Origin of the sequence: Paraburkholderia sp. CNPSo 3272 (genome assembly GCF_024206495.1) — a bacterium.
Lineage (GTDB): Bacteria > Pseudomonadota > Gammaproteobacteria > Burkholderiales > Burkholderiaceae > Paraburkholderia.
The window spans coordinates 101,575-117,456 of sequence record NZ_JAMBPQ010000008.1; the positions used below are offsets into that span (position 1 = coordinate 101,575).

General features: G+C 64.7%; 14 protein-coding genes and 1 pseudogene. 14 read left to right on the forward strand and 1 reads right to left on the reverse strand.

Annotation, left to right across the window (positions count from 1 at the left end; all coding sequences use genetic code 11):
- Window positions 1–44 precede the first annotated feature (44 nt).
- The 11 genes and pseudogenes from M3I53_RS12845 (at window position 45) to M3I53_RS12895 (ending at window position 12,432) form a co-directional block, all read left to right on the forward strand.
- Window positions 45–1,211 carry a porin gene (locus M3I53_RS12845; protein WP_254316295.1) on the forward strand — a complete coding sequence of 389 codons (1,167 nt, stop codon included), beginning with the start codon at window positions 45–47 and terminating at the stop codon, window positions 1,209–1,211.
- A gap of 213 nt (window positions 1,212–1,424) precedes the next feature.
- Window positions 1,425–2,204, forward strand: coding sequence for a GntR family transcriptional regulator (locus M3I53_RS12850; protein WP_254316296.1), 780 nt, complete (start codon window positions 1,425–1,427; stop codon window positions 2,202–2,204).
- A gap of 451 nt (window positions 2,205–2,655) precedes the next feature.
- A complete protein-coding gene (locus tag M3I53_RS12855) occupies window positions 2,656–4,002 on the forward strand; it encodes an MFS transporter (RefSeq protein WP_254316297.1) in 1,347 nt (448 codons plus the stop codon).
- A gap of 152 nt (window positions 4,003–4,154) precedes the next feature.
- Window positions 4,155–4,955: a GntR family transcriptional regulator gene (locus tag M3I53_RS12860; protein WP_254316428.1), complete on the forward strand. Its 801-nt coding sequence runs from the start codon at window positions 4,155–4,157 to the stop codon at window positions 4,953–4,955.
- A 73-nt stretch (window positions 4,956–5,028) separates the two neighbouring features.
- Window positions 5,029–6,294, forward strand: coding sequence for a 3-isopropylmalate dehydratase large subunit (locus tag M3I53_RS12865; protein ID WP_254316298.1), 1,266 nt, complete (start codon window positions 5,029–5,031; stop codon window positions 6,292–6,294).
- Window positions 6,291–6,836 (forward strand): 3-isopropylmalate dehydratase, encoded by a 546-nt coding sequence (locus M3I53_RS12870; RefSeq protein ID WP_254316299.1) that lies wholly within the window; start codon window positions 6,291–6,293, stop codon window positions 6,834–6,836. The genes M3I53_RS12865 and M3I53_RS12870 overlap by 4 nt, the downstream gene beginning before the upstream one ends.
- Window positions 6,830–8,545, forward strand: a complete 1,716-nt coding sequence (locus M3I53_RS12875) for a hydantoinase B/oxoprolinase family protein (RefSeq protein WP_254316300.1) — start codon at window positions 6,830–6,832, stop codon at window positions 8,543–8,545. The genes M3I53_RS12870 and M3I53_RS12875 overlap by 7 nt, the downstream gene beginning before the upstream one ends.
- Complete coding sequence (locus M3I53_RS12880; protein WP_254316301.1) at window positions 8,542–10,605, forward strand: hydantoinase/oxoprolinase family protein; 2,064 nt, start codon at window positions 8,542–8,544, stop codon at window positions 10,603–10,605. The genes M3I53_RS12875 and M3I53_RS12880 overlap by 4 nt, the downstream gene beginning before the upstream one ends.
- 10 nt (window positions 10,606–10,615) lie before the next feature.
- Window positions 10,616–11,236 carry a cysteine hydrolase family protein gene (locus M3I53_RS12885; protein ID WP_254316302.1) on the forward strand — a complete coding sequence of 207 codons (621 nt, stop codon included), beginning with the start codon at window positions 10,616–10,618 and terminating at the stop codon, window positions 11,234–11,236.
- A gap of 47 nt (window positions 11,237–11,283) precedes the next feature.
- A pseudogene (locus M3I53_RS12890) lies at window positions 11,284–11,460 on the forward strand (3-ketosteroid dehydrogenase); the annotation flags it as partial.
- 108 nt (window positions 11,461–11,568) lie between these two features.
- Entirely contained in the window at window positions 11,569–12,432 is an 864-nt protein-coding gene (locus M3I53_RS12895; RefSeq protein ID WP_254316303.1) for an oxaloacetate decarboxylase, read from the forward strand.
- 108 nt (window positions 12,433–12,540) lie between these two features.
- On the opposite strand, the gene M3I53_RS12900 is transcribed toward M3I53_RS12895, so the two are convergent.
- Window positions 12,541–13,314: an SDR family oxidoreductase gene (locus M3I53_RS12900; RefSeq protein ID WP_254316305.1), complete on the reverse strand. Its 774-nt coding sequence runs from the start codon at window positions 13,312–13,314 to the stop codon at window positions 12,541–12,543.
- Window positions 13,315–13,408: 94 nt separating this feature from the next.
- Between M3I53_RS12900 and M3I53_RS12905 the strand changes: the two genes are divergently transcribed.
- From M3I53_RS12905 to M3I53_RS12915, 3 genes are all read left to right on the forward strand, one after another.
- Entirely contained in the window at window positions 13,409–14,044 is a 636-nt protein-coding gene (locus tag M3I53_RS12905) for a TetR/AcrR family transcriptional regulator (RefSeq protein ID WP_254316306.1), read from the forward strand.
- Between the two features lie 132 nt (window positions 14,045–14,176).
- Entirely contained in the window at window positions 14,177–15,115 is a 939-nt protein-coding gene (locus tag M3I53_RS12910) for a LysR family transcriptional regulator (protein WP_254316307.1), read from the forward strand.
- Window positions 15,116–15,186: 71 nt separating this feature from the next.
- Window positions 15,187–15,879 carry an HAD-IA family hydrolase gene (locus tag M3I53_RS12915; protein WP_375542516.1) on the forward strand — a complete coding sequence of 231 codons (693 nt, stop codon included), beginning with the start codon at window positions 15,187–15,189 and terminating at the stop codon, window positions 15,877–15,879.
- The last annotated feature ends 3 nt before the right edge of the window (window positions 15,880–15,882 follow it).

Here is a 15,882-nt window from a genome sequence, read left to right on the forward strand (position 1 = left end):
GACGGCGTTTATTCACGCATTTTCCCACCCAGGCGTAAAAGAACATGAATCGAATCTCAGGCAACACGCCAGTCGTGGCAGGTGTCACCGTGCTTTTGGCTACCTGTGCCGCTCCCGCAATGGCCCAGTCGAGCGTGACGCTCTATGGCGTCATCGAATCTGCCATCGTCGTCCAAAATCACGCCGCCCCATCGGGCCGCAGTGTCGTTTCGATGAACCAGGCCGGCGAAGGCTTTCTCTCCGCGAGCCGCTTTGGTTTGCAGGGTTTCGAAGATCTCGGTGGCGGCGTGAAAACGCACTTCGTGCTCGAAAACGGTTTCAATTCAAACAAGGGAACCTTCGATCAGCAGGGACAGCTATTCGGCCGCCAGGCATTCGTGGGTTTGCAGGGCGCGTGGGGTGAGATCGATATGGGTCGCCAGTACACCGGCGCGGTGGTGGCCATCTCCAATGTCGATCCGATTTTTATCGGCGCGCCGCCCACCAACTCGTGGCTCGTGTTCCTCACCGGTCAGCGTTACGACAACGCGCTCACCTGGACGAAGAAGTTCGGCCCGCTAGGCGTGAATCTGCAGTATGCGTTTGGTGGCGTCGCGGGGCACAACTCCGCGCGCTCGTCGGCTTCAGGCGGCCTCTCGTACACGCGTGGCGACAACGTCTTCACCGGGCAACTTCAGCAAACGCACGATTCGCAAAGCCGCTCGGCAAAAACCTGGTCGCTCGGCGCGAAGGTCTCGCTCGGTGCGCTGAAACTGCACGTGGACTATCTGCGGAGCCAGCGCGATGCTGGATTCGATGTGACCAACGGCGGCACCGACTACGCCTCGATCACGAACATGAGCACGGCCGCCACGCCCACAACCGTGGCCGCTATGGGCTCGGTCTTCTCGCAGGCGCGGCGCGACCAGTTCTTCACACTCGGCGCGAGCTACACGCCCGCGCCAGCGTGGCAGCTGATCGGAGCGTACATGTACAACAACACGACAGCGAGCAACTTCAGTGGCAAGCGGCAAACGCTTTACGGCGTGGTCGACTACTTCTTTTCCAAGCGCACCGATATTTATTTCGCCACGGCTTATGACCGCGTGGACGGCGGCTGGTCGGGCCTGTTCGGCACCACGACAACGAACTGGACCGGTGGAAATGGCGTGAAGCTCAACGGCAACGACAACCAGATGAGCTACTACGTCGGTCTGCGTCACCGCTTCTAGGCACTCGCCTCTCCCACAAGCGGTACCGCATGACTTGCGCCTGCGACGTCATGCGTGCCTTCTGCATGTACAAGGCCATCGTGCAGCGCGCAAGCGGCTGCCGGTGGCATTTTTGGATTACGGCAGGGACCTTTAGGGGTTTTCGCCACAGAATATGTCCATGCGCATTTTGTTCCATTGACGGGACAATATGACACTTCGAGAATCTACGCCATGGATATGTCTCTGCCCCTGCCGAAGTATCACCAGATCTACCTCGTCCTGCGTGAACAGTTGCAGGAGGGGCAGTTCGATCGCGACGGCGTGCCCGGTGAGCACCAGTTGGCCGAACAGTTCGGCGTGGGCCGCGTCACGATACGCAAGGCGATGCAAATGCTCGTCGCGGATCGCCTCATTGTGCGCCGCCCGGGGCTAGGCACCTGGCCGCTCCATGAAGGCCGGCCCACCGGCGGCGGCAAGACGCCCAATACTTCGCGCGAAAAAGCGCATCTCAGCGGCTTGCTCGGCAATATCCTCACCATGGGTTTGCGCACTCGTGTGCGGGTGATCGACAGTACCGTTGTCAATGCTAACGAAGCGATTGCCGAAGCGCTCGGCCTGGAAGTGGGGGTACCCGTACACAAGTCCATTCGCGTGCGCAGCGCCCCGGCGGGCCCGATTTCCCATATTACGACCCACGTGCCGCACGGCCTCGCGCCGATCAGCCGCAAGGAACTCGAACGCAAGCCGCTGCTCGTGATACTCGAAGAGGCCGGCGTCAAACTGGGCGCCGCCACGCAAACCGTCAGCGCACGGCTTGCCGACGCAAACGTCGCACGGCACCTGGACGTGGCGGTCGGCTCGGCGCTGCTCGCCGTCACCCGTCTCGTGCGCGACGTGAACGAACGCCCCGTACAGTTGTTGCAAGGCCTGTATCGGCCGGACCGCTATCAATACCAGATGCAGCTTTCACGCGTTGGCGACATCGACGCCAAAATTTCAGTGAGCGAATAGCTGCCTGCCCCAACGCTTCCGCGCTCTTTCATTCCCGGACTAACTAAGTAGTCCTTTGATATCTGACGCGACTCGATCTTGCATCGCCACGGCGTCGCGCGGGCATTCCAGTCTAGTTGTTTTCCCTATAGAACATTTCAATACATTCTTTGTTCCATTGACGAAGCAATATGGCACATCGAGAATGATTTTCACAGGACAAGCCTCTCTCCTTTCCCACGCTTTCCGCCTGGACCGAGGCTGAAAATCGTGAGCAAGCATTAAACACACACCTTCTTTCTACGCAGTACGAAGCAATTAATCCAGTCAGGCGGATCGTCTTTTGTCGCGGCGCAGGTTCGCCTGACTGGCATCCCCCACGCACTTGCGTGGACATTAAATAAAACTGCTTTCACTTCTTTCCATCGCGACGATACGCGATTTCAGGGAAAGAAATTATCGGAGGAAGCTCATGAGCGCAACGATCTCCACCAACGACGCGCATCCCGGCCTGCAGCAAGGGGAGCAATTGCACACGTCCCGCTGGACCCCGCTCCAGATCCTCGTTGTGGCGATCTGCACGGTCATCAACGCGCTGGACGGCATGGACCTGCTCATCATGTCCTATATCGCGCCGGCGATGGCGGCCGACTGGCACGTCGGGTTTGCGACACTCGGCGTCGTGTTCAGCGCGGGGTTGGCCGGCATGCTGGTCGGCTGCGTCGTAGTCGCCCCCTTCGCTGATACCCTGGGAAGGCGGCCAATCGTCCTGCTGGCGTTGGTCCTGATGACGATCGGCGCGGTAGGCAGCGGCTTCGCCAACAGCATCGTCGTGTTTTCCGCGCTGCGTGCGCTAACCGGGATCGGACTTGGAACGCTGCTCGCCAGCGTCGCCGCGCTGGTCAGCGAGTATGCTCCGGCCGGACGCCGCTCGCTTGCCGTAGGCATTTTTCAGGCCGGCTACCCGATCGGGGCCGTCGCCACGGGGGTGGTCGCAATCTACACGATCCCGGCGTTTGGCTGGAAGGCGACCCTCATCGGCGCGGGCGCAATCAGTGCCGTGCTGCTGCCCTGCATCTGGGTGCTGCTGCCGGAATCCGTGGCGTTCCTCGAATCGCGCCAGCCGGCCGGAGCGCTGGCGCTCAGCAATAGCCTGCGCCGGCGCATGGGATGGTCTGAACTCCCGGTGCTGCCGCCGCGCGCCATGGCAGGCAATTTGCCAAAGCCGCGCGACCTGCTCGCGCCGGAATTGCGTCAGGCGACGATCGCGCTCTGGATTTCCACCTTCCTGAGCTTCGGTGTCCTCTACTTCGTGACGAGCTGGATCCCGAAGATCGCGGTGGTAGCGGGCCTGACGCAAGCCAACGCACTATGGTCGGGCAGCATCTTCAATCTGGGCGGCGTGGTCGGCGACCTCGCCATCGGCTGGCTCGCCGTGCGCCGCTCGATTGGCAAGCTGATCGCCCTCTTTTTCATGGTGTGCGCGGTCTTGATGATGATCTTCGCGCAACAGCTGTCGCTCGCTTTTGTCCTCATCACCGCGTTCGGACTCGGCTTCACCCTTCAAGGGGGCTTCAGCGCCTTTTACTCGCTCTCGGCGCAGCTTTATCCCGCCCGCGTGCGCAGTTCGGGCATTGGCTGGGCCGTGGGCATTGGCCGCGGCGGTGCGATCATTGGCCCGATGGTCGGTGGCGCGCTGCTCGCCGCGAAGCTGCCGCTGTGGATTACCTTTGCCTGCTTCGCTGTCCCGCTGATCGTAGCCGGCTGGTTCGCCGTGCTTGCCTCTCGCATGCACCAACTTTCCGTGTCCGATAAGTGAGGCAAGAGAGTCCTGGTGCAGCGTCAACGCCGCACCAAGGACAGTTTCTTAACGCATCCACTCAACACCGTTTAAGTGTTTTCCCGATAGAACAATTCACGACGTGGTTTGTTCCGTTGACGGAACAATACGACACTTCGAGAATGCCGTTCATGGATATGTCTCTTCCCCTGCCCAAGTATCACCAGATCTATCTCATCCTGCGTGAGCAATTGCAGGAGGGACGGTTCGACCGCGACGGCGTACCCGGAGAACATCATCTCGCCGATCAATTCGGCGTGGGCCGCATCACCATTCGCAAGTCGCTCGAAATGCTGGTAGCCGATGGGCTGATCATGCGCCGGCCCGGCCTGGGAACCTGGCCGCTGCGTCAGGCCCGCCACGCAGGGGATGGCAAGACACCGGAGGATTCTCGCGAAACCGCCCACTTGAACGGCCTGCTTGGCAACATCGTCACGATGGGTCTACGCACGCGCGTGAATGTAATCGACAGTTCCGTTGTGCATGCAACCGATGCGGTCGCCAAAGCGCTTTCACTCGAAGCGGGCTCACTCGTTCATAAAAGCATTCGCGTGCGTAGCGCTCAAGCCGGGCCGATCTCGCACATCACCACGCACGTGCCGGCCGGTCTCGCCCCGATCAGCCGAAAGGCGCTCGAACGCAAGCCCCTGCTGGTCTTGCTAGAGGAAGCGGGCGTCGAACTGGGCGCCAGCACGCAAACCATCCGGGCCCGTCTGGCCGATGCCGTGATCGCCCGCCATCTCGACGTGGCGGTGGGTTCCGCATTGCTCTGCGTCACGCGCCTCGTGCGCGATAGCCAGGAGCGTCCGGTTCAACTGCTGCAAGGCCTCTACCGGCCGGATCGCTACCAGTACCAGTTGCAGCTTTCCCGCGTCGGCGACGTCGACGCCAAAGTTTCGGTTAGCGAAGATTTGACCGTCCAAACCTCGTGAACCTTCCGGAGTCACGCTCATGGTTTCATGCTGCATTTTCCCGGTCTCTTCCGGAACGTAAACAATTTTCGACATGCAAACGCTGACTCAAAGACTGCTGGCCGCGGCGTGCGGCCGTGACACGGTGGCTGTAGGAGAAATTGTCACCTGCCGCGTCGACCTGGCGATGTTCCATGATTCGAGCGGGCCACGCCGCCTCCAGCCCATGCTCGACACGCTCGGCGCAACGCTGTGGGACAAATCGAGAGTCGTGCTCGTGCTCGACCACTACGTCCCCGCGCAGGACGACGAATCGCGCCGCATCGTGCGCGTTGCGCGAGACTGGGCCGCGCAGCAAGCGCTGCCCAACGTCTATGACTCCGTGGGCATCTGCCACGTCGTGCTGCCCGAGCACGGCCATCTGCGCCCCGGCATGTTCTGCGTGGGCGGCGACTCGCACTCGCCCACCGGCGGCGCGTTCGGCGCCTACATGTTCGGCATCGGCAGCACAGAGATGCTGGGCGTGGCGGTGTCGGGCGAGATCTGGGTGAAGGTGCCCGAAACGATCCGGATGTGCTGGGAAGGCCGGCTAGCCGATGGCGTCACCGCCAAGGACATGATGCTGCACATGATCGGCCGCTTCGGCATGAATGGCGGGCGCTACCAGGCGATCGAGTTCTGCGGCGAGGCGGTGCGCGCGCTCTCGATGCAGGAGCGCATGACGCTCTCGAACATGAGCGCCGAGCTGGGCGCGCAGGTCGGCCTCGTCGCCCCCGACGCAGTGACGATCGACTACCTGCGCTCGGTTGGCGTGACAGATGAGATCGACGTAGTGCGCTGGCAAGGCGACCCAGGCGCCGCCGCAGAAGTCCACTGCTTCGACGCGAGCACGCTCGTCCCGCAGATCGCCGCGCCGCATAGCCCCGCGAACACGCAACCCGTGCACGCGTTCGACGGCGTGGCCGTGGACGTTGCGTACCTGGGTGCCTGCACGGGCGCGAAGCTCGAAGACCTGCGCGCCGCTGCCCGCGTGCTCAAGGGCCGCCGCGTGGCCGACGGGCTGCGCTTCGTGGTCGCGCCCGCTTCGGCCCGCGACGAAGCGCAGGCGGCGCGCGAAGGCGTGATGGACGCGCTGCGCGAAGCGGGCGCCCAGGTGCTCGCCAATTCGTGCGGCGCGTGCGCCGGCTACGGCGGTTCGATTCCCGAAGGCGCTATCGTGCTCTCGAGCACGGCGCGCAATTTCAAGGGGCGCATGGGCGCCGAAACGGCCCAGGTCTACCTGGGGTCCCCCTACTCCGTCGCCGCGGCCGCGCTCACAGGTCGTATCGCCGACGCGCGCGAGATGCTTGCCAGCCAATGAATTTCGCAATCCAAACTTCTTTCACCGCCGCGGCGCTCGACACGTGTCATCGCGCCTGGTGCGTGGGCGCCGACATCGACACCGACGCGCTCGCGCCCGGCGCCTACATGAAATTCGGCATCGACGAGATCGCGCGCCACTGCCTGCAACGCGTGCGCCCCGAGTTTGCCGCCAACGTGCAGCCAGGCGACGTGCTCGTGGCGGGACCCGGCTTCGGCATCGGCTCCTCGCGCGAGCAAGCCCCTGCCGCCCTCGTGCAACTCGGCATCCGCGCGGTCATCGCGCCGTCGTTCAGCGGTCTCTTTTTCCGCAACGCCTTCAACGTGGGGCTGTTGCTGCTCACCTGCGCCGACGCGCCGTGCATTGCCGAGGGCGAATCCCTCGCGCTGGCACCGCGCGAAGGCTACATCGAACGCGCCGACGGCAGCCGCCTTGCCTGCGAAAGCGTGCCGGGGTTCCTCCTCGACATGGTCGACGCCGGCGGCCTGCTGAATCTGCTCAAGCAGCGCTATCCGAAATCCAACGGAGCTTCACCATGCTAGATCCCGTCACCCTTGCGGTCCTCAAAGGCCGGCTGGAACAGATCGCCGACGAAATGGACGCGACCCTGTACCGCAGCGCCTTCAATCCGATCATCGCCGAGGCTCACGACGCCTGCCACGGCATCTATGACGCCGCGAGCGGCGCGACGCTCGTGCAGGGCAAGTCGGGCCTGCCCGTGTTCGTGGGCGCGATGGCCTTCGCCGTGCAGGCGGCCGCGCGCGCGGCCGCCGAACGCGGCGGCATGCGCGAGGGCGACGTCTGGCTCTTCAACGATCCGTACGAAGGCGGCACGCACGCAAACGACTTCAAACTCGTGCGCCCTGTGTTTCGCGGCGGCAAGCTGTACTGCTACCTCGCTTCGGCCGCGCACTGGCACGATGTTGGCGGCGCGGTGCCGGGCAACTACAACCCGGCCGCCACCGAATGCTGGCAGGAAGCCGTACAGATTCCCCCCGTGCGCATCGTGCGCGGCGGCATGCTCGAGCCCGACGTGCTCGCGATTCTCAAGGCCAACACGCGCCTGCCCGATAGCTTGTGGGGCGACCTGAACGGCCAGCTCGCCGCGCTCGAACTCGGCGCGAAACGCCTTGCCGATCTGCTCGACGAATATGGCGACGCCCCGGTGCAAGACGCGCTCCGCCTGCTGCGCGAGCGCGCCCTGAAGCTCATGCGCGCGCATATTGCCGCGTTGCCCGACGGTGAATACACCTACCAGGACACGCTCGACAACGACGGCGTGCGCGACGAGCCGCTCACCATCGCGCTCACCATGCGCGTGGCCGGCGACACGCTCACGCTCGACTTCGCGGGCACCTCGCCCGCTTGCCTCGGGCCGGTCAACATCTCGCGCGCCACGGCGATTGCGGCGTGCTACGTGGCGCTCAAGCACCTGTTCCCCGACGTGCCAGCGAATGCAGGCGTGCTCGACGCCGTCGACTTCGCACTCTCCGACGACCTGCTGATCTCGGCACAGCGCCCGCGCCCGGTGGGCGGCTACACCGAAACCATTCTGCGCATGATCGACGTGATCTTCTGCGCAATGGCCAAGGCCGCGCCCGAGCGCGCCATGGCCCAGGCGTACGGGACCATCAACGCGCTGTCGATCGCGGGCTACCGCAGCGACGGGGAACGCAAGGGTCAGCGCTGGGTCATGTTCAGCTTCTTCGGCGGCGGCCACGGCGGACACGCCGACGGCGACGGCCTCTCGCACGGCAACGCCCCGATCTCGACGGCGACGATTCCGCCCGTGGAGATTCTCGAAGCCGCGTACCCCGTGCGCTTCACGCAGTGGGCGCTGCGCCCCGACTCAGCGGGCGACGGCGAGCACCGTGGCGGCCTCGGCGCCATCTACGAGATCGAGTTGCTCGAAGAGAGCGCACAGGCTTTCGTGTTCGGCGAGCGCGGCCGTTCGGCGCCGCAGGGCATCGCGGGCGGCGAGGCCTCGGTGCCCAACGTGTTTCGCTATCAGCACGAGGGGGAATGGCACAGCCCGCCCATGGCTTCAAAGATGCTGGGAATCAGCCTCGTGCGCGGCGAGCGCGTACGCCTCGAAACGCCGGGCGGCGGGGGCTATGGCAATCCGGCGCAGCGCAGCGCGGCGGCGCGCCGCCATGACCGGGCAATGGGTTACGTGACACGGCCGGCGAACGACGAAAGCGACACGAGCGGCATAACCGGAACACAAGGCAGCAAGGAGCGAAAGGCATGAACGCAGCAATCAACGCGGCAGCGCCGCTCGTCGTCGGCGTCGACGTCGGGGGCACTTTCACCGATCTGTTCGTCCTCGACGAAGCCGCCGGCGCGGCGCGCATCGTCAAGGTGCCCTCCACGCGGGGCGAAGAGGCGCGCGGTTTCATGAACGGCATCGAGCACGTGGGCGACGGCAACGCGCGCGCCATCGCGACCATCGTGCACGGCACCACCGTGGGCACGAACGCGCTGCTCGAGCGCAAGGTGGCGCGCACCGGCATCATCACGACCGCCGGCTTTCGCGACGTGCTCGAAATGCGCCGGCGCGACCGGCCTGCCACCTGGGGCCTGCGCGGGGACTTCGAACCCGTCGTGCCGCGCAACCTGCGACTCGAGGTGAACGAGCGCGTGCTCGCCGACGGCACCGTCCACACCGAAGTCGACCTCGAACAGGTGAAGGCCGCCGCGCAGGCACTCCTCGATGCGGACTGCGAAGCCGTTTGCGTGTTCTTCGTGAACGCCTACGCGAACGCCGTCAACGAACAGCGCGCCGTGGCGGCCGTGCGCACACTCTGGCCGAACGGCAACGTCACGGCGGCGACCGAAGTCCTGCCTGAAATCCGCGAATTCGAGCGCTGCTCGACGGCCACGCTCAACGCCGCGCTGCAACCGGTCGTAGGCGGCTACCTCGGGCGGCTGGAGCGCGACCTCAAGGCGCAAGGCTTCGGCGGCGAATTGCTGGTGGTGCAAAGCAATGGCGGGATCATGTCGCGCCAGACGGCGAGCGATGTGCCCGTGCGCACCGCCCTTTCCGGGCCGGCGGCCGGCGTGATCGCCTGTGCGGCCATCGCCCGCGCGGCGGGCTTTCCCAATGTCGTGACAGGCGACATGGGCGGCACGTCATTCGACGTCTCGCTCGTGGCGGGCGGCGAAGCGTCGCTCTCCGCGCAGACTTCGATCGAATTCGGCATGGTGGTGCGCTCGCCGATGATCCAGATCGAGACCATCGGTGCGGGCGGCGGCTCGATCGCCTCCGTAGACGCGGGCGGCCTGCTCCAGGTGGGCCCCGAGTCGGCGGGCAGCATTCCCGGCCCAGCCTGCTACGGCCGCGGCAACACCCGCCCCACCGTGACGGATGCCAACGTGCTGCTCGGGCGCATTGCCGCCGACCGCCCGCTTGGCGGCGGCCTGCTCGCGAAGCTCGACAGCGAACGCGCAGCCGAAGCGATCCGCACGCACGTTGCCGCGCCGCTCGGTCTCGACGTACACGCCGCCGCCGAAGCGATTCTTACCGTCGCCAATGCGCGTATGGCGGGCGCCATTCGCCTGGTTTCGATCGAGCGCGGGCACGACCCGCGCCAGTTCGCCTACATGCCCTTCGGCGGCGGCGGCGCGCTGCATGTGTGCGCGATGATGCGCGAGGTGGGCACCACCACGGGCATCGTGCCGCGCTACCCGGGCGTGACCTCGGCGCTCGGCTGCGTGATCGCCGACATGCGCCACGACGGCGTCCAGACGCTCAACCAGCCGCTCGCCGCGCTGGATGTCGACGATCTGAACGCACGCGTCGAGGCCATGGCGCAGGCGTGCCAGCAGCGCCTCGACTCGGCCGGCGCGCGCTTCGAGGCGGTGCGCGAGAGCATCGAACTCGACATGCTGTACGTGGGGCAGAGCCACACCGTGCGCGTGCCGGTGACGCGCGACACGCTCGATCGCGCGGGCATCGCGCGCGCGTTCGAGACGATCTATCGCGAAGCGTTCGGGCGCGCACTCGACGGCATTCCCGTGCGCATTCTGAACCTGCGTTATGCGCGGATCGGCGTGCGGCCGAAGTTCGACCTCGCCTTGCTCGCACCGCAGGCAGAAGACATGCCCGCGCCGCTCGGCACGCAGCAGGTTTATCACGCGGGCCAGTGGTGGGAAGCCACGCGCTACGAGCGTCTCGCACTGCCCGCGGACGCGGCCGTGAGCGGGCCCGCCATTCTCGAGCAGTCGGACACCACCATCTGGCTGGAGCCGGGCTTTAGCGCCCGGGTGGATGCGCTCGGCAACCTCCTCATCACACGCGAAGCGATCTGAAGGACACGCCATGACAGCACACGACATCCGCATCGACGCGCGGCGCACAGCGCTCGTGATCGTCGATCTGCAGCATGACTTCATTGGCGCGGGCGGCGCCTACGATAGCGCCGGCGCGGTGGCGCCCGAGGCCCGCGCGCTGCCTGCACGCGTAGCACCTCTCGCCCGCCAGCTCAAGGCGGCGGGCGGCTATGTGGCGGCGAGCCAGTTCACGCTGTGGCCTGACGCCAACGGCGAGCCCATGATCTCGCCGCACCTGCGCCAACTGCGCCCATTCCTTGCGCGCGGCGATTTCGTGGCCGGCACCGCCGGTCATGCCACCGTGCCGGAACTGGCCCAATACGTCGACGCAAGCGTGTGGAAAGTCGCCTACTCGGCGTTCTTCAACACGCAGCTCGACTGGCTGCTGCGCCGCGCGGGCATCGACACCGTGGCGGTGTGCGGCATCGTCACCAACGGCGGCGTGGCCAGCACAGCGCGCGACGCGCACATGCGCGAGTATCGCGTGCTCGTGCTAGCCGACGGCTGCGCGGCGTCGACGCCAACGGCGCACGATGCGGCGCTAGCCGATCTGCGCACCGTGACGGACATCACCCCTTGCGAGGCCTTCGCGGGCCGGCTCGCCACATGAGCGCGCCTATCGTCAAACGCGGGCTGCCGGGCACGACCGGCCTGCGCCATGTCGAGACGCACGGCTATTCCGAAGCGGCCGTTCACGTGCTTGCCCAACCGCGCGGCGTGGCGTGGAACGTGTTCGGCGCCCAGACGCTCGCGCTCGCGCGTGCCTTTCCAGACTTCTGCGAAGCTGAGGCCGCCGGCGCGCTGAAAACCGCCGAAGACGTGGATGCGCGGGCAACGTTACCTCTCCGGCAACGGCCTGCTCTCGGCGGTCGCGGGCGGTCATATCGCGGCGCAAACCGTAATCGCACATCGCACAATATTTAATGAACAGGAATCCAGATCATGACGACATCGCCCTCACTCAACGCGCGGCTTGGCGAAGGGGTGTTGCTCGCGCCCGGCGTTTATGACGCGCTTTCCGCGTTGATCGCCGCGCAAGCGGGCTTCGAAGCGCTTTATCTCTCGGGCGCCTCGATCGCTTATACGCGGCTTGGCCGCTCGGACGTAGGCCTCACCACGTACCCCGAGGTGGAAGACACGCTCGCGCGCATTGCGGATCGTGTCGCACTGCCTGTGATCGTCGACGCCGACACCGGCTTTGGCAACGCGCTCAACGTGAAGCGCGCGGTGCGAGGCTTCGAGCGCGCCGGCGCCGCGATGATCCAGCTCGAAGACCAGACCTTCCCGAAGCGCTGCGGGCATCTGGACGGCAAAAGCGTGGTGAGCGTGCAGGAAATGGCTGGCAAGGTGCGCGCCGCGGTAGACGCACGCCGCGACCCGCGCACGCTGATCCTCGCCCGCACGGACGCCGTGGCCGTGGAAGGACTCGAAGCGGCGCTCGAGCGCGCGGAGCACTACCTCGAAGCCGGTGCGGACGCGCTTTTCATCGAAGCGCTACGCACGCAGGAGCAAATGGCAACGGCCAGCGCGCGCTTCGCGGGCCGCGTGCCGCTGCTCGCGAACATGGTCGAAGGCGGCAAGACGCCGGTGCAAAGCGTGTCGGCGCTCGCCGAACTCGGCTTTGGCATCGTGATCTTCCCGGGCGGCACGGCGCGCGCGGTGGCGCACACGCTGCAAGAGTATTACGCCACGCTGCGCGCGTCGGGATCGACCGCCGACTGGCGCACAAGGATGCTCGATTTCGACGGCCTCAATGCAGTGATCGGGACACCTGAATTGCTGGAGGAAGCAAAGCGCTACGCATAGCAGAAACGCGGCGCGGGGCGTTTGTTGGTCGCGTTCGAAGGTGAGCACTATCGCCGCCGCTACCTCGAAGTCGGTCACGGCGACAGCACTCTCGGCGAGACGGAATGCCTATAGCCGGGCACCGCCCGTCGCGTCGATCACCTGCCCCGTCGTCCAGCGTGCCTCATTCGATGCGAGGAAGGTGACGACGTCAGCCACATCGACAGGCTGGCCCACTCGTGAAAACACCGACATGGCCTCTGCGCCGGCACGTGCTTCCGGTACGTTGATCCACGCCGCATTCATGTCGGTTTCCGTCACACCCGGCATGACCGCATTCACCGTGATGCCGCGAGGACCGAACTCAGGGGCAAGCGCCAGCGTCAGCGTTTCAACGGCACCTTTCGATGCGGCGTAGGCGGGATGCGTTGGAGCCGCGACACGCGTAAAGCCCGTCGAAACGTTGATAATTCGTCCATTGTCGCGGATGTGATCGCCAACAGCCTGAATCAGGAAGAAGGGTGCCTTGAAGTTGATCGTCAAGATCTCGTCGAATACGGACTCACTCGTCTGGGACAGCGGGATGGCCGGTGCCACGCCAGCATTGTTCACGAGAATGTCCAGCCGCGGTTCGCCCGTGGCGGCGATCGCAGCTGCCTTGAACTGGTCCCAGAGGCTGTCCGTTGCTTCCTTCCCGCGACTCAGGTCCGCTTCGATGGCGACGGCTTTCGATCCGAGCGCTTCGATTTCGCGGACAGTCGCGTTGGCCGCATCCTGATTGGCGCCGTAGTGCACGCCGATGAGCGCAGCCTCTTCTTTAGCGAAGGCCAGCGCTACCGCCCGGCCGATGCCACGCGAGCCTCCAGTAATCAGGGCCACCTTGTTTGAAAGTTTTGCAGACATCGACCACTCCTTTCATGACTGAATTAGTAGTGATCGCTATAATATTAAGGCTAAAAGTTCCTTGTCAACGAATTTTATAGGAATCGATATAAAAATGAGCGAACCCGCCCGGAAACGCGGCAGGCCCAGGTTGCTGGACCGCGACGTGGGACTCGATGTCGCTGCGCGGCTGTTCTGGGAGCGCGGATACGAGGGCACCTCGATCGCCGATCTGACCGAGGCCATGGGCATCCCGCCGCCGTCCCTCTACGCAACGTACGGCTCGAAGGAGGACCTTTACAGACAGGCGCTCGACCATATCAGCGAACGTGAAAACAAGGCGGGCCTGGAAGCGCTAGGCGCAAAGTTGCCGGCGCGCGATGCGATAGCGTTCTATCTGCACGACGCTGCGGCACGCTTTACCGACCCCGAAAGGCCGCGCGGCTGCATGGTTTCGACTGCGGTTCTCCAACATGCCGAAAAGAGCGAGTCTGTCGCCCAGCTGGTATCCGCGCGGCGGGAGCTTGGGCTGCAGACCCTCAAGGCACGCTTTGACCGTGCCGTTGCCGAGAGCGAGCTTGCCCCGGATACCGACACCGACGCGCTCGCACGCTTTTATGGCGCCGTGGTGCAAGGCATGTCGGCCCAAGCCTGTGATGGCGCACGCAGGGAAACACTAAAGCGCATGGCTGATATTGCGATGTCTGCATGGCCTTCGCCCGTGGTTCGCCGCCGGAAGCCGGTTTCGTGAGAGAACCCGCTTTCACCAAACACGATCCAGCGCACTTACCGGGCGTTATTGCGCCGCGAGACAAGCGCTGCGTCCCTCCCGCTGCGGGGTCTAGCAGACAACAATTGCAGCCGCAACTGCGACGAGACCGACATGAGCGATTCCAATGACATTCGCTTCCTGCTGACCATCCAGGAAGCCGGCAGCCTCGTTGCGGCAGCGAGAAAGCTTGGGCTTTCGCCGCCAGCGGTCACGCAGCGGTTGCAGCAGATCGAGAGAAAACTCGATATCCGCCTCGTCGACCGCACCGCTCGCCGCTTGCGATTTACGGAAGAGGGAATGCTGCTGTGTCAACGCGGCGCGCGCCTTGTGACGCAGTTCGACACGCTGTTCGAGGATTTGCGCGCGCGCCGCGGCGGGCTCGTCGGCACCGTGAGGGTTCGCGCGCCACTAGGTTTCGGGCGGCGCTATCTCGCTTCCGTCGTGTCCGGCTTCCAGCAAGGCAACCCCGACGTCGACATCGAGTTGACGCTCACCGATCAACCATTGACTGAATCGGCCGACCGCTATGACATCGTGGTTCACATCGGCGAGCTGCCTGCGTCGAACCTGATCGGCTATGCGATTGCGCCGAATGCACGCTTCGTGTGTGCATCCCCCGCGTTTCTCAAGCGCTTTCCAAAGCCGGAAACCCCTGACGATCTGGCGCAACTGCCATGTATCGTGCTGCGAGAGAACAACGAAGATGCATCGCTCTGGCGGTTCCGCAAGGGCCGCACGACGCGCAGCATCCGCGTGTCGTCGAAGTTGAACTGCAACGATGGTGAAGTGATACGCCAATGGGCGTGTGAGGGCCGCGGCGTCATTCTGCGCTCGGAATGGGACGTTGCCGGCGATATCGCGAAGGGAAGCCTCGTGCGACTGCTCCCTGCATGGAAGGCGCACGACGCCGATGTGATCGCGCTCACCAACAATCGCGCCGGGCTGCCCGCCCGGACCCGGCAATTCATGCAGTATCTGCAGGCGCAGTTTCGGCCACAGCCGCCGTGGAGAAGCCCTGCGACACCTCGAAAAGAGATTCAATCTTTCTGAATGATTGATTCCGTGCGACTGAATTCGCGGCGCCCGATCGAACTCTATACTTGATGCCATGAACGAACCGCATGGAGGCCTCGCTCATGAGCAATCCATCTGTACCGACCGGCTATCCGAAAGCGGTCCTCTTCGATCTCCTGACTGCGCTGCTCGACTCGTGGACGCTCTGGAACCGTTGCGCAGGCTCGGAACAGGCGGGGCGCGCGTGGCGCGCCGAGTATTTGCGTCTAACCTACGGGTGCGGGCGCTATCTCGCCTACGAACAGCTGGTAAAGGAGGCCGCGGCGCACGTGGGCTTGCCCGAATCCGCCGCACTCGCGCTCGAGGCAGACTGGCTACAGCTGACCCCGTGGAGCGGTGCTGTCGAGGCGTTGCAACAGCTTCAACCGCATTGCAAGATCGCCATCGTAACCAACTGCTCGATACGACTTGGCCGTCAGGCGGCAGGACTCATTCCCGTCAAATGGGATGCAGTGATCACCGCCGAAGAAGCGGGAGCCTACAAACCCGACCCGACGCCCTATCGCCTGGCGCTCGACGTGCTCGGCCTGGCACCTTCGGAAGCCTGCTTCGTCGCCGGATCGAGCTACGACATGTTCGGCACCGCCTCGGTCGGCTTGCGGACTTATTGGCACAACAGGGTTGCCTTGCCCTTGGTGGAAGGTGCGCCGCCTCCTGAAATCGAGGCGCCGACACTGGAAGCACTTGTGCCCTGGTGCAGCCGGTTTGACGTTTCGGCGCACAACAACTCGCACGCCTGAAAT

What these genes read in the sequence shown, in the direction of transcription:
- M3I53_RS12845 (WP_254316295.1), top strand. Translation starts at nt 45, where the DNA reads ATGAATCGAATCTCAGGCAACACGCCAGTCGTGGCAGGTGTCACCGTG.
- M3I53_RS12850 (WP_254316296.1), top strand. Translation starts at nt 1,425, where the DNA reads ATGGATATGTCTCTGCCCCTGCCGAAGTATCACCAGATCTACCTCGTC.
- M3I53_RS12855 (WP_254316297.1), top strand. Translation starts at nt 2,656, where the DNA reads ATGAGCGCAACGATCTCCACCAACGACGCGCATCCCGGCCTGCAGCAA.
- M3I53_RS12860 (WP_254316428.1), top strand. Translation starts at nt 4,155, where the DNA reads ATGGATATGTCTCTTCCCCTGCCCAAGTATCACCAGATCTATCTCATC.
- M3I53_RS12865 (WP_254316298.1), top strand. Translation starts at nt 5,029, where the DNA reads ATGCAAACGCTGACTCAAAGACTGCTGGCCGCGGCGTGCGGCCGTGAC.
- M3I53_RS12870 (WP_254316299.1), top strand. Translation starts at nt 6,291, where the DNA reads ATGAATTTCGCAATCCAAACTTCTTTCACCGCCGCGGCGCTCGACACG.
- M3I53_RS12875 (WP_254316300.1), top strand. Translation starts at nt 6,830, where the DNA reads ATGCTAGATCCCGTCACCCTTGCGGTCCTCAAAGGCCGGCTGGAACAG.
- M3I53_RS12880 (WP_254316301.1), top strand. Translation starts at nt 8,542, where the DNA reads ATGAACGCAGCAATCAACGCGGCAGCGCCGCTCGTCGTCGGCGTCGAC.
- M3I53_RS12885 (WP_254316302.1), top strand. Translation starts at nt 10,616, where the DNA reads ATGACAGCACACGACATCCGCATCGACGCGCGGCGCACAGCGCTCGTG.
- M3I53_RS12895 (WP_254316303.1), top strand. Translation starts at nt 11,569, where the DNA reads ATGACGACATCGCCCTCACTCAACGCGCGGCTTGGCGAAGGGGTGTTG.
- M3I53_RS12900 (WP_254316305.1), bottom strand. Translation starts at nt 13,314, where the DNA reads ATGTCTGCAAAACTTTCAAACAAGGTGGCCCTGATTACTGGAGGCTCG.
- M3I53_RS12905 (WP_254316306.1), top strand. Translation starts at nt 13,409, where the DNA reads ATGAGCGAACCCGCCCGGAAACGCGGCAGGCCCAGGTTGCTGGACCGC.
- M3I53_RS12910 (WP_254316307.1), top strand. Translation starts at nt 14,177, where the DNA reads ATGAGCGATTCCAATGACATTCGCTTCCTGCTGACCATCCAGGAAGCC.
- M3I53_RS12915 (WP_375542516.1), top strand. Translation starts at nt 15,187, where the DNA reads ATGGAGGCCTCGCTCATGAGCAATCCATCTGTACCGACCGGCTATCCG.